General features: G+C 53.3%; 11 protein-coding genes. 8 read left to right on the top strand and 3 right to left on the bottom strand.

The genetic code is table 11. From position 1 onward, the window contains the following. Nucleotides 1–490 precede the first annotated feature (490 nt). Both A8990_RS28590 and A8990_RS28585 read left to right on the top strand, forming a co-directional pair. Nucleotides 491–2,128 carry an MEDS domain-containing protein gene (locus A8990_RS28590; protein ID WP_181909835.1) on the top strand — a complete coding sequence of 546 codons (1,638 nt, stop codon included), beginning with the start codon at nt 491–493 and terminating at the stop codon, nt 2,126–2,128. 4 nt (nt 2,129–2,132) lie between these two features. After that, nucleotides 2,133–2,750 (top strand): DUF1345 domain-containing protein, encoded by a 618-nt coding sequence (locus A8990_RS28585; RefSeq protein ID WP_116192428.1) that lies wholly within the window; start codon nt 2,133–2,135, stop codon nt 2,748–2,750. A 55-nt stretch (nt 2,751–2,805) separates the two neighbouring features. Here A8990_RS28585 and A8990_RS28580 read toward each other — a convergent pair whose 3' ends face one another. The 3 genes from A8990_RS28580 to A8990_RS28570 all read right to left on the bottom strand — a co-directional run bounded on the left by A8990_RS28580 (nt 2,806) and on the right by A8990_RS28570 (nt 6,605). Then, nucleotides 2,806–4,785 carry a methyl-accepting chemotaxis protein gene (locus tag A8990_RS28580; RefSeq protein WP_116192427.1) on the bottom strand — a complete coding sequence of 660 codons (1,980 nt, stop codon included), beginning with the start codon at nt 4,783–4,785 and terminating at the stop codon, nt 2,806–2,808. Nucleotides 4,786–4,965: 180 nt separating this feature from the next. After that, a complete protein-coding gene (locus A8990_RS28575; protein ID WP_116192426.1) occupies nt 4,966–5,313 on the bottom strand; it encodes an Ig-like domain-containing domain in 348 nt (115 codons plus the stop codon). 632 nt (nt 5,314–5,945) lie between these two features. Continuing rightward, nucleotides 5,946–6,605, bottom strand: a complete 660-nt coding sequence (locus A8990_RS28570; RefSeq protein ID WP_181909834.1) for a GntR family transcriptional regulator — start codon at nt 6,603–6,605, stop codon at nt 5,946–5,948. Between the two features lie 247 nt (nt 6,606–6,852). On the opposite strand from A8990_RS28570, the gene A8990_RS28565 reads away from it, so the two are divergent. The 6 genes from A8990_RS28565 (at nt 6,853) to A8990_RS28540 (ending at nt 12,323) form a co-directional block, all read left to right on the top strand. After that, nucleotides 6,853–7,971 carry a mandelate racemase/muconate lactonizing enzyme family protein gene (locus A8990_RS28565; protein ID WP_116192424.1) on the top strand — a complete coding sequence of 373 codons (1,119 nt, stop codon included), beginning with the start codon at nt 6,853–6,855 and terminating at the stop codon, nt 7,969–7,971. Between the two features lie 21 nt (nt 7,972–7,992). After that, the gene (locus tag A8990_RS28560) at nt 7,993–8,769 is read left to right on the top strand and encodes an SDR family NAD(P)-dependent oxidoreductase (RefSeq protein ID WP_116192423.1); all 777 of its coding nucleotides are present in this window, start codon (nt 7,993–7,995) and stop codon (nt 8,767–8,769) included. Between the two features lie 66 nt (nt 8,770–8,835). Then, nucleotides 8,836–9,891 (top strand): zinc-dependent alcohol dehydrogenase, encoded by a 1,056-nt coding sequence (locus A8990_RS28555; RefSeq protein WP_116192422.1) that lies wholly within the window; start codon nt 8,836–8,838, stop codon nt 9,889–9,891. 1 nt (nt 9,892) lies between these two features. Beyond that, complete coding sequence (locus A8990_RS28550) at nt 9,893–10,219, top strand: cupin domain-containing protein (RefSeq protein ID WP_116192421.1); 327 nt, start codon at nt 9,893–9,895, stop codon at nt 10,217–10,219. A gap of 15 nt (nt 10,220–10,234) precedes the next feature. Further along, nucleotides 10,235–11,278: a DUF4432 family protein gene (locus tag A8990_RS28545; RefSeq protein ID WP_116192420.1), complete on the top strand. Its 1,044-nt coding sequence runs from the start codon at nt 10,235–10,237 to the stop codon at nt 11,276–11,278. Between the two features lie 70 nt (nt 11,279–11,348). After that, nucleotides 11,349–12,323 (top strand): aldo/keto reductase, encoded by a 975-nt coding sequence (locus A8990_RS28540; protein ID WP_181909833.1) that lies wholly within the window; start codon nt 11,349–11,351, stop codon nt 12,321–12,323. Nucleotides 12,324–12,348: the final 25 nt, after the last annotated feature.

Raw genomic sequence — 12,348 nt, 5'->3', positions numbered from 1 at the left:
AACGATTCCGAGATCTCGATGGTTGGATAAGAAGAAGACTCCGGTCGGTACAGCTGCGAAGCTGGAGGAAGATAAGGAAACTTCATCGAGAGATGCGCAAACGAGGATGGGATAGAGAACTGCCGGGGTTACGAATGACCGCTTGGCGCAGCTCCTACTCGACGTATGCGCAGTATGCGATGCCAAACAAGTGGTTTGAAGAAATCGGTCTAAGTAGTTTGTCCTCGATCCAAAAAGACCTTCATCCCCAACGGGGATAATCATGGAGGAGCCGGATGCGATGACCCGCACGTCCGGATCTGTGAGAGGCCCATGCAATTGCGCATGGGCCTACTCGATTTGTTAGAAAATGGATTTAATTTCTATTTTTTATCCATTTATGGAGGGCAGAGGTAACTTTTGTCGAACTCATTAAAGATATGAACGGAATTAGATGCTCTTTTTCGGCAACTAGAAGACCATTCGTAATAAATGTTTAATGAGGTTCACAGTGAGTAAACCAACGATTCAATTAAACGAGCTCATGCAGCTCTCGGATGGCGGGCATATCTTATATATCTACGAGGACCCGCAACGTTATGTGGAAAATGCGGTTTCCTTTATTTTAACTGGCTTAGAGCAGGGACATCATCTCTTTGTCATTGATAACCAGTCCATGATCGATCAAATTCGCAGTAACCTGATGCGTTCTCTACCACTAGAACAATTCGGGGATATCCATTTCTTCGATAACCATGTTTTTTACGGTGCGTACGGGGACTTTCACTACGATACGATATTAAACCATTCGGACGAAATCTTTGCTCCGTTCAAGGATCAACCCATTTCTATACGAACATGGGCTCATGTGGCATGGAAGGACCAGGCGGAGATATTAGGCAAGCTCAAGCATTTTGAAAACCAATCGGATCATAAGGTTCATGCCATGAAATTAGTCTCTGTGTGTGCGTACAATGGGAATGAGGTATCCGCTTCTTTTCTAAACATGATGTTGAGAAACCATGAATATCTGATGACAGATCAGGAGTTGGTAAGCTCCAGTCTTTATGCGAAGAGCGATGCGGTATTTCCTTCGATGTCGGTTCTAAGCGATCATAAGATGAGTATGGAAAGAGAGAGGACGGCAAGCACGAAATTAAAAGGCGAACTGCATGCAACAAGGCAGCAGCTGGAATCATTCATCACCAATCATACCGATTCGATCATGATTCTGAACCTGCATCATGAAATAATCAGAGTGAACGATGCTTTCGAGAAGGTATTTGGATGGTCGTGCGATGAGCTGCTTGGGCTTAAAGCACTGGAATTGCCGATTATTCCGGCTGATAACAGGTCCGAAGTCACCCGAAATCTAAAGGAAGCAGCATTAGGTCAAAGTGTCGTCGGGTATGAGGCGATACGAAAAACCAAGAACGGATCTGAGCTGCACGTAGCCATATCCTATTTCGCGCTTCGAAATGAAGAAGATCATTTGAGCGGATTGGCTGTCATTCTGAGAGACGTTACAGAGCAGAAAAGGTCGCAAGAGCTGCTCATCCGAGCAGAGAAGTTATCGATTGCCGGCGAGTTGGCGGCAGGAATCGCGCATGAAATTCGCAACCCGTTAACCGCCGTGAAAGGGTTCCTGCAAATGCTGCAGTCTGGTGCCAACAAAAGCACGTATTACGAAATTATGTCCTCGGAAATAATGCGTATTGATACGATTCTTGGCGAGCTTCTCATGCTTGCCAAACCCATCGTGGCTAATTTTCAACCGGAGACGATCGCTTCGCTGATTCAAGAGGTTGTCGCTCTATTAGAAGCGCAAGCTAACATGTGCAATGTTCAAATCCTAACTCACTTCGATAACGACCAAGTACAAATCACCTGCGAAGCCAATCCTATGAAGCAGGTATTCATTAATTTTGTGAAAAACGCGATAGAAGCGATGCCCAGTGGCGGGGAACTTGCGATTCATCTGACTTGCGATGAAAGTATGGCTTATATTCGCTTTCATGACCAAGGGGTCGGCATGCCGGAGCATGTTCTCTCCAAAATGCGAGTGACCAGCGAGGAAAATAAAGGGACTACCGTTGAAATCATGATGCCCTTGTACAATCATGGAGCGATTTTAGCAAAAAGGGGATAAAAGCGTGAAACAGCATCCGAGATATGCTTATTTTACGGTCATTATTGTCATCTTAATTTTACTTAGCTACTTGCCGGAACAATTGACGGTTTGGCAGAATTGGGCATTGCCGGTCCTGGCGGGCTGCATGTTCGTTCCGCTCATCATTTCCATTTTAAAGCGGCACCACGAGCGGGCACGGACATTCGCGGTCATTACGAACAGCATCGTGATGATCGGACTTATCAGCAGCGTTGGCATCCTCTTGCATCAACTTTTTACACATGCCGCAAGCGCAAGCGAGTTGTTCGGAAGCGCGTTGGTGCTCTGGGTGACCAATATTCTCGTATTCTCTGTCTGGTACTGGGAGATCGATCGCGGCGGACCGAGAGCGAGAAACGAACAAGAAGATCGGGTTCCGGATTTCCTTTTCCCGCAAATGACGTCCGGTCGTGAAGATTTGAAATCTTGGAACCCGGCTTTTCTTGATTATTTGTTCTTGGCCTTTAATACAAACACCGCGTTTAGTCCAACGGATACGCTCGTGCTATCCAAAACGGCCAAAGTTCTAACGATGATGCAGGCATCCATATCGCTTGTTATTGTTGCTGTACTCGCGGCACGGGCGATCAACATCGCATAATAAAACAGGCTCCGCACCTAACGGTGCGGAGCCTGCTCGATTAAGGACAACAAAACTATAGTTTAAATCGTTCAACGCGCTGCTGCAGATCCTCGGCCATCTTCGTGAGGAACGCGGCGGATGCGGCGATTTCCTCCATCGATGCGAGCTGCTGCTGCGCGGCGGCCGAAACATTTTGCGTAGCGAGCGCGGTTTCTTGGACGACGCCGGAGATCGTGTTAATTGCGTTAACCGTCTCGTGTCCGTCATTGGAAATTTGCTGCGACACTTGCGATACTTCCTTAATTTGCGCCTCAACCTCAAGGACGGAGCCTTGAATTTGCTTGAACAGTGCGCCTGCGCGGCTGATTACCGCGATACCGGCCGTAACTTCCACCGACGTTGCATTCATCGATTCTACTGCGCGCTCAGTGCCGCCCTGCATCGACCCTACAAGGTCGATGACGCTCTTCGACGACGCAGCCGTCTGCTCCGCCAGCTTCTTCACTTCCTGCGCAACAACCGCAAAGCCTCTGCCGTGCTCGCCTGCTCTTGCCGCTTCAATGGATGCGTTCAACGAAAGCAGGTTCGTCTGCGATGAAATATCTTGAATCAGATTGACCATTTGGCTGATTTCAGCCGATTGCTGAGTCAAATCCGTAATTACCTGCGACAATTCCTCGAATGTCCGCTCAATGGACTGCATCTGCGTAATCGCGGTCTCAATGGCCGTATTGCCTTCAGCAGAGATATGGGAGGTTTGCACTGCAACGTCTGTGACGGACCGCGCGTTCGAGGCGATTTCCTCAACGCCGCGGGACATTTCGCCAACCGATGCAGAGCCTACTCTCACACTTTCCACCTGCTTCTCGGAGCCCATCGCCATCTGCTGAATATTTTCGGCAATAAACTGTGTAGCGGTTGAAGTTTGATCCGAGCTGGCGGAGAGCTGCTCCGAAGATGCGGCAAGCTGATGGGACGTTTCGTTTACTTCGGTCAGAAGCGATTTCAGTGAAACGATCATCGCATTGAAGCTCTTGCACAGCTTCGTAATTTCGTCTTTCTTCGCGCCGGAAACGTCGAGCGATACGGTCAAATCGCCTTCGCTCACTTGCTCCGACACTTTAATGAGAGCCCGAATCGGGCGAACAATCGCGCGAATGATGACATAGATCAGCGCTGCGCCAGCAATAAGGCAGATTGCCACAACAAGTATCGTTTGATTCAATATCGTGGAAGCATCCTTGTTAATCTCATCTACGCTGAAAGTGCCTGCAAGCTTCCAGCCTGTCAGCTTATTCGTCATCACAACTTCACGCATCGTGATGCCTTTTTCATTGAAAGTAAATGAGTCCTGCGTGCCGCCGTACAGTTGTGCTGCAATATCGTCAGGTACTGCTGCACCTGGCTGCGAATGCGGGTGGATCAAGAACTTCTTGGTCGTGTCTGCGATGGAGACGTAACCGTCCTTGCCGATTTTGATGCTTTCGATCTGCTTGCTCAGCGCGTCAAGGTTGAGGTCCACGCCGACTACGCCTGCTCCATTCGGAATGGATTTGGCAATGGACACGACGACTTTGCCGTCGGTTGCATTGATGTAAGGATCGGTAATGACGACTTTGCCGTCTGACTTCATCGCGCTTACATACCAAGGACGAGTACGCGGGTCAAAATCCTTCGGTAACTCCTGCTGCGGGCTGAGCAGCATTTCGCCTTTGCTCGTTCCGACATAGGCGGTTTCCACCTGCGCGTGTACTTTTTGAAATGCATCCATCTGCAGTAGCAGACCGGCCGCTGGAGTAGGCGCGCTGGCAGTCAGCTTCAACGTCTGCGACAAGAAGTCGATGTCTGTGGTGATGGACTCGATGTAGCCATTCAGCATTTCGTCGCTGACGCGAACATTTTCGGTAACCGTCATGTTCATGCGGCTCTCGATCTGATCTCTGGCGGTCTGATAGGAAAACCACCCGATCGTAAGGCTTGGCACGAGCAAAATAACCGTAAAAGCAATAATGAGCTTGCTACGGAGTGTAAGTGCAAATAGACTGCGTTTCATCAGGTTCAACTTCCTTCATCGATAGATTGTAGGGGATAAGGGAGCGGGCAGGTACTGATGCTCCATGGATAACTATCGTCGAAAACCGTTTAGAAACTTTAGTGGAAAATATTAGTTTCTTGTTAGTTTTACTTGCAGGTTGGAATAAGGTGGGGGGGAAGAGCCAGCCGGATGTCCTCGCTAGCTCCTTGTAGTTGTAAATGTAAACTCGTGATGCCGTCTGCCGGCGTCGACGAGGACAATGACCTTTTTGCCTGGCGATAACGGAGGGGCGGGGAGAAAAGATAACCCATACATCGTGGCAGAACCAGTACCGTAGAGGGGGACATCCGGCGCATCTGCGTAGCGTACCGACATGCTCATGTGGCTGCCGCGTGTGCCTTTCCAGTTCACCATAATTAATGCATCCCGCGGCACGTTAACAGCGCCATTAGCCGGATAAGTCCGTTGAATCCAATGGTGAGCGATATAGCGATCAACGCCAACACAAATGATGACGATAGCTGCAGCAAAGAGCAGTAAACGCACTAGCGTGCTCGCCTCCTGGGTGAAAGTTATAGGAGCAGTATGTCCGAGTGGGGGGCTTGTTTACACGTAGGGAAGAGGCGGTGGCGGGGGAGCTAGGGTGGTGCGAGAGTTGCTGAGAGAGCAAATATGCTCTCTCAGCTCAGAAGTTCAAGTAACCTTGTAGTTCCAGCGAGACGAGAGCTCCGAAATGGCTCTCTCAGCTTCAAAAGCGCTCCAAAAGTCTGCTGAGAGAGCCGAATAGGATCTCTCAGCGCAGGAGCTCAAGTAACATTGCAGTTCCCTTGAGACGAGAGTTCCGAAATGGCTCTCTCAGCTATGAAAACGCGCCAAAAGTCCGCTGAGAGAGCCGAATAGGATCTCTCAGCGCAGGAGCTCAAGTAACATTGCAGTTCCCGTGAGACGAGTGCTCCTAACTGGCTCTCTCAGTATAGAACCAGCGTCGGAACCCGCCGAAAAGCAATCGAGAGAGCAAATACGCTCTCTCGTCCGCCGAATCGGCGAAAAAGAGAGCTGAGATGGTGAAAAAAAGAGCCGAGAGAGCAAATACGCTCTCTCAGCTAAAAAACCGGCGGCGAAGCCCGCGCCCAGCGCATCCCACTGCATCCCTCCGCATCGCGCCGCAACCGTACGCGCTACTTCGTAAAGCACAGCAAATTATCATCGCTGTCCAGATGCTTGAGTATCGCCTGCTGGATCAGGCCGAGATCCTTGGTGCGGAACGCATCGAGCAGATCCTGGTGGTCCTTCTCCATATTGTCGAGGTTGTAAAACGAGATGTTCTTCGTGAAGTGGAGGCGGATTTGGTTGACGATGCTTTGCCACGTCAGCATGACGGTCCGCTCGGTTGCCAGCTCCAGAATCGACTGGTGGAACAGGATGTCGAGGTCGACGAGACGACTTTTCTCGCCCTGCTCAACGGCTGCGCGCATGTCGTCGACGATCTCCTGCTGCTTCGCGTAGAAGCTGTCATCGAGCTTGTCCAAGTACCGCTTCACGACGAACCACTCAATGTGGAAGCGGATCGGCATGAGAATGTTTTGAACCTCATCGGCATCGAGATCAGCCACGACAGTCTCTTTATAAGGATACGACAGCAGCAGACCCTCACGCTCGAGCTGGCGAATCGCTTCTCGGATTGGTCCGCGGCTGACGCCCATTTGCTCGGCGATATCCATCTCTTTAATGCGTGAACCCGGCGGGAGATGGCCGTTCAGAATCGCTTCCCGCAGATCGTTCGTCACTTTCTCGCGCAGCGACGTATTCGCCTGCTGTTTAAATGTGAAATCGGACATAGGTGGTATCTCCTTCTGCAGCAGTAAACGCTTTCTACTAAGTATCACTAGTATACCCCGAAACGCATCAAAAAGCATCATATTGTATTTTGTCAACAATCAGCAACTGACAACGAGGATAAATATTGTTGACAATATGCGAAAATGGCAATTACAATTAATGCAACTAGTGAAAGCGTTTTACTGTGCTCATGTACTCATTCCCGCAAATCGGCCAACTACATCTATCTACGAATGGAGGATTTTAATGAAGATTACCGAAGTTGAATCCATCTACCTGCGTATTCCCGACCTTGATGCGGAGCGCTGCGACGGCACTCAGGACACGCTTATGATCCGCATTCATACCGACGAAGGTATTACCGGTTATGGCGAGGTAGATTCTGTTCCGCTCGTGGCAAAAGCATGCATCGACGCTCCGCCGTCGCACTCTATTGCGACAGGCCTTCGTTCGCTGCTCATCGGCGAGAACCCGCTTGAGATCGACCGCCTCTGGGACAAAATGTACCGTGGCACCATCTATTTCGGCCGCGGTGGTCCTGCCATGCACGCAATGAGCGGCATCGACATGGCACTGTGGGATATTGCCGGCAAGAAAGCGGGCCGTCCCGTATCCGAAATGCTCGGCGGCACGTACCGCTCCAAGCTGAAGGCATACGCAAGCTCGCTCATGCCGGACACGATTGAAGAAGCGGTTCGAATGGCGGGCCAGTTCGCCTCGGAAGGCTACAAAGCGATGAAGTTCGGCTGGGGTCCAATCGGCCGGGATGCGAAATTCGACGAGCAGCAGGTTCACGCGATTCGTGAAACGGTTGGCGACGACATCGATCTTATGATCGACGGCGGTCTGGTGTGGGATTTGAAGGGCGCGCTTCGCATGGCGGAAGTGTACGAGAAGTACGGGGTATTTTGGCTGGAAGAGCCGCTTCATCCCGAGAATCTGGCCGACTACCAGGAGCTGTCGAGACGGACATCGCTTCGCGTCGCAGGCGGCGAACAAGAGAGCGGCGTGACCGCATTCCGCCGTCTGATCGAAGAAGGCGGACACGACATCGTGCAGCCTGACCTCGGCCGCTGCGGCGGTCTGACGGAAGGCAAACGGATCGCATATATGGCGCATGAGCGTCATAAGCTTGTGGTGCCGCATGCGTTTAAGACAGGCATACTCGTTGCGGCGAGCACGCATTTTGCAGCATCGATTCCGAACGGATTCATGATCGAGCATACGACTTCGTCTTCGCCGCTGGCGCGCGACCTCGTATCCGAGAAGATTACGTTCAAGGACGGCTACGTGCATGTACCGGATCGTCCGGGTCTGGGGATCACAGTCGATGAAGCAGTTGTGGAACAATACCGCGTCAACTAATGAAGGAGGCGCTATCCGTATATGAGTAGATTCGAAGGGAAAGTTGCCTTCATTACAGGAGGCGCGACTGGAGTAGGCTTCGCGGCTGCAACTAGGCTAGCATCCGAAGGTGCGACCGTCATTATTACCGGACGTCGCGCCGATGTCGGCAAGCAGGCGGAGACCCAGCTGCAAGCGCAAGGCTATAAGGCACAGTTCATCGTCGGGGACGTCTCTGACGAGGAATCTGTCGCGTCGATGTTCGCGCAGATCGAAGAAACCTACGGTCAGCTCGACATTCTTGTGAATAATGCGGCTACGTTTGAGCCGATGCGTTTTCTCGGCGCGGAGATGAAGGACTGGCGCAAGGTGTTCGATATTATCGTGAACGGCACGTTCTATTGCACGCAAGCAGCTGCCAGACTCATGACGGCCAAAGGCACGCAAGGCGCAATTATCAACGTTTCTTCCATTAACAGCAGCCGTGCGCTGGAGGAGTCGTCGAGCTACAATGCGGCCAAAGGCGCCATGGACCAGCTTACCCGCAATACGGCGCTGGAGTTAATCAACGTTGGCATTCGTGTAAATTCGGTCGCGCTCGGTTTCATCGAGACGCCAATGTCTGTGGTCGACGGCGTGAAGGAGCACGAGACGGACTGGTTCAAAGATATTTATGTCGCACGGGGCAAAATCGCCCAAAGGCGTCAGGGGCAGCCGGAGGAAGTAGCCGGCGTTATCGCTTTCCTGGCATCGGAGGATGCGTCCTATATGTGCGGTGCGGTTATTCCGGTCGACGGCGGACTGTCGATTACATTCTAATCAACTTCAGAAGAGGTGCGGGCGACGAGCCTAGCGCCTCTTTAATCCAGAGAGGAGCAGCAACTCATGCAATTGCAGAAGCAGATGCAGGCGCTTATCTATGAAGGTCCGAAAGAGATGAATATTCGAGAGGTCGACTTGCCGATCGCGGGCGAGGATGAAATCGTCATCCAAGTTGCGTTCACCGGCATTTGCGGCTCGGAGCTGAGCGGCTATCTCGGCAAAAACTCGCTGCGCAAGCCGCCGATGATCTTCGGCCACGAGTTCTCGGGCACGATTGCGGCGATGGGCAGCCGCGTGGAAGCATCCGGCGCGTGGCAGCTCGGCCAGCGCGTAACCGCGAATCCGCTCGTCACTTGCGGACAGTGCGAGAAATGTTTAACAGGCAGGCAGCAGCTGTGCGGTTCCCGCAAGCTGCTCTCTGCGGCACTGCCTGGCAGCAACGCGGAATATGTGAAGATCCCGGCTGCATTCGTGTACGCGGTTCCGGATAGCATGACGCTGCAAACCGCGGCAATGACAGAACCGACAGCATGCGCGGTGCGCGTAGCGGAGCTGGCGGCGGCCAAACCCACGGACAAAGTGCTCATTCTCGGCATGGGTCCGATCGGTCTGCTCACGCTGCAAGCCGTGCTGCAATACGGGGTGAAAGACATCATCGCGGTCGACATGAACGAGGATCGCTTGGCAATCGCGCGCAGACTTGGCGCGAAGCATACGATCTGCCCAGCCGGCGTCGATACGCTGGAGGAAGTGAAGCGCCTGACCGGCGGCACAGGCGTGAACGTCGCCATCGATGCTGTTGGCGCAGGACTGACGCGCAAACAAGCCGTCATGGCTTGTACGACCGGCGGACGCACCGTCTTCACGGGTTTGCACGAAGAGGAATCGGCGCTGCCGATCAACCTCGCGATCCGGAGCGAAATTACGATGGCGGGCTCTTTTGCCTACTCTGCAATGAACTTCCGCACAGCCTTGCAATGGCTGGAAGAAGGGCGCATCGCCCTCTCGGAAGGTGTCGTCGAAGCGCCGCTCAGCGAAGGCGCGCGCTGGTTTGAGACGCTGCTTGGCTCGCCGGGCAATGTGTCGAAGGTACTGCTCATTCCAGGAGGTGTATCGTAACATGCCGCGTTATGAAGAATGGCATTCGCCGATTGAAGGAATCACGCGGAAGATTTTCCCGCCAGGCAAAGACATGATGAGCATGATGATTACGTTCAAGACCGGGGCGATCGGTCCGGCGCATTCGCATCCGCATGAGCAGCTGACTTTTGTCATCAGCGGCAAGCTTGAAATGACGATGAACGGCGAGGTCATCGTGACTGGTGCAGGCGAGCAGATCGTCGTGCCAGGCGATGCGGTGCATGAAGTGAAAGCGCTCGAGGACTCGGTCGTCATCGAGACGTTCACGCCGCTTCGGGCTGACCTGCTGGCAACGATAACGGAATAAGAGGAGGTGCCGCCTGTGCCACCTGTGCCACCTGTACCACCGGTTACCGTAGATACGAATTGGATGTACAACGATGTCCGCACCGTCGTTATCGAGAACGAGAAGTTGCGCGTTATCGTCATGCCGGATCTCGGCGCGAAAATATGGCAAATTACGTTTAAGCCGCGAGGCAAAGACTTCCTCTGGCAGCATCCGCGCATCAAGCCGCGCAAGGTCGGGCTTCACACGAACTATGACGACCATTTCTTCGGCGGCTGGGATGAGCTGTATCCGAACGATATGGCAGAATCCATCAACGAGGAAATGCTGCCGGATCACGGCGAAATCTGGACGCTGCAGTGGCAGTATGCGATTGAGCGTGCCGACGACGAAGCGGTGACGCTGCATATGTGGGTGGAAACGCCGATTACGGCGAGCCGCCTGAGCAAGCGCATCACGCTGCGCGCGGGCGAATCGAAGCTGCGATTCCAGCATACGATCACGAATCTTGGCCGGCGGCCGCAGCCGTATCTGTGGAAGCTGCATGCTGCAATGGCAGCGGATGAGCATTCCCGCATCGACCTGCCTGCGCGCAATATGATGGTGGAAGGGTTCGGCTCGCCGCGAACGGGCAGGACGAATTTTACGTATGAATGGCCGTTCGCCGAAGACGATCAAGGCGGTAAACATGATATGCGCCAAGCATTATCGTCCGAGTCCGGCGTCAGCGAGTTTCAATATGCAACGGATATGAAGGCGGGCTGGTGCGCCTTGACGCATACGCTCGAAGGCATCGGGTTCGGCCTCAGCTATGATAACGAAGTGCTGCCAAGCTGCTGGCTGTTCGCCTCTTACGGCGGTTGGCGGGAACTGCAAACCGTCGTGCTGGAGCCGTGCACCGGTTATCCGGTCGGCTTGCAGGATGGGATCGATCGAGGGACGCATCGAATTCTGGAGCCGAGGGAAACGGTATCCTGCAGCATTGTCGCGAGCATCTACGAAGGGTTGTCCGCAGTAGACAACATCGATGCAGACGGCGATGTGACAGGGACCGCGTTCGTGCCGTCTCTTGGAAATTGACAAATCGCATGGTGGCAGATTAGCAGCAGAGCTGTTCTATAATTCGGTTCAAGAAAAGGAGATGAGGGCTATGCGGTACTCCAACATTGCCGGCACATCATTGACACCATCGGTAATCGGGCTTGGAACGGGGGATTTCGGCACGGCACTGGATAAGGAATCGTGCTTCGCGCTGCTCGATCGTTACGTGGAGCTTGGCGGCAATCTGATCGATACGGCTCATGTGTACGGCGCATGGGTGCCTGGCGGCGACGGGGCGAGCGAGACGATGATTGGCCAATGGCTGCAGGAACGCGGCACGCGTGATCAAGTATTGTTATCGACGAAAGGCGCGCATCCGCCGATGTCGGACTTATCGCAGAAGCGGCTGGATGTCGAGTCGATTCGGAGCGACCTCAGCGAGAGCCTCGAGCGGCTGCAAACGGACGTTATCGACCTCTATTGGGTGCATCGCGATGACCCTGAACGTTCGGTGGAATCCATTATGGATGCGCTGCATGAGCAAGTGTCGTCGGGGCGTGTACGGAACATCGGTGCCTCCAACTGGACCAGTGAACGTATTGATGCAGCCAATCGCTATGCGCGGGAGACCGGCCTCGCGCCGTTCATCGGCAGCCAGCCGCATTGGAACTTGGCCTCGCTGAATCCGGTGCTGCCGGGCGATCTTGTCGCGATCGATGAACGAGAACGCCAGTGGTATGCGGATACCGCAGATGTCGCCATATTCGCTTATTCCGCGCAGGCATCAGGCTTCTTCAGCGGCCGCTACGGCAGAGTGTTCAAGCCGGAGGGCGGGCGGGCGGATTCAGTCATCGGTATGTATGCGAACGACGAGAGCTACCGGAGGCTCGACCGGGTGCAGTCGCTTGCTGCGAATCTTGGCGTAACAGGCTCGCAAATCGCGCTCGCGTATTTGACCTCGCAGCCTTTCCCAGTCGTTGCGTTGATTGGCGCTAATAAGCTGAATTACTTGGAGGATAGCTGCCAGGCAGGTGAGCTCGTGCTGACGCCGGAGCAATTGCGCTATCTGGAGTCAGGGCAATAATGATGATTTAGACGAGGCCGCGGCT

Origin of the sequence: Paenibacillus taihuensis (assembly GCF_003386535.1) — a bacterium.
Classification (GTDB): Bacteria; Bacillota; Bacilli; order Paenibacillales; family Paenibacillaceae; genus Paenibacillus_Z; species Paenibacillus_Z taihuensis.
The sequence above is the reverse complement of the archived record's forward strand: the minus strand, read 5'-3'. Positions and strand labels throughout refer to the sequence as shown.

What these genes read in the sequence shown, in the direction of transcription:
- A8990_RS28580 (WP_116192427.1), bottom strand. Translation starts at nt 4,785, where the DNA reads ATGAAACGCAGTCTATTTGCACTTACACTCCGTAGCAAGCTCATTATT.
- A8990_RS28570 (WP_181909834.1), bottom strand. Translation starts at nt 6,605, where the DNA reads ATGTCCGATTTCACATTTAAACAGCAGGCGAATACGTCGCTGCGCGAG.
- A8990_RS28565 (WP_116192424.1), top strand. Translation starts at nt 6,853, where the DNA reads ATGAAGATTACCGAAGTTGAATCCATCTACCTGCGTATTCCCGACCTT.
- A8990_RS28560 (WP_116192423.1), top strand. Translation starts at nt 7,993, where the DNA reads ATGAGTAGATTCGAAGGGAAAGTTGCCTTCATTACAGGAGGCGCGACT.
- A8990_RS28555 (WP_116192422.1), top strand. Translation starts at nt 8,836, where the DNA reads ATGCAATTGCAGAAGCAGATGCAGGCGCTTATCTATGAAGGTCCGAAA.
- A8990_RS28550 (WP_116192421.1), top strand. Translation starts at nt 9,893, where the DNA reads ATGCCGCGTTATGAAGAATGGCATTCGCCGATTGAAGGAATCACGCGG.
- A8990_RS28540 (WP_181909833.1), top strand. Translation starts at nt 11,349, where the DNA reads ATGCGGTACTCCAACATTGCCGGCACATCATTGACACCATCGGTAATC.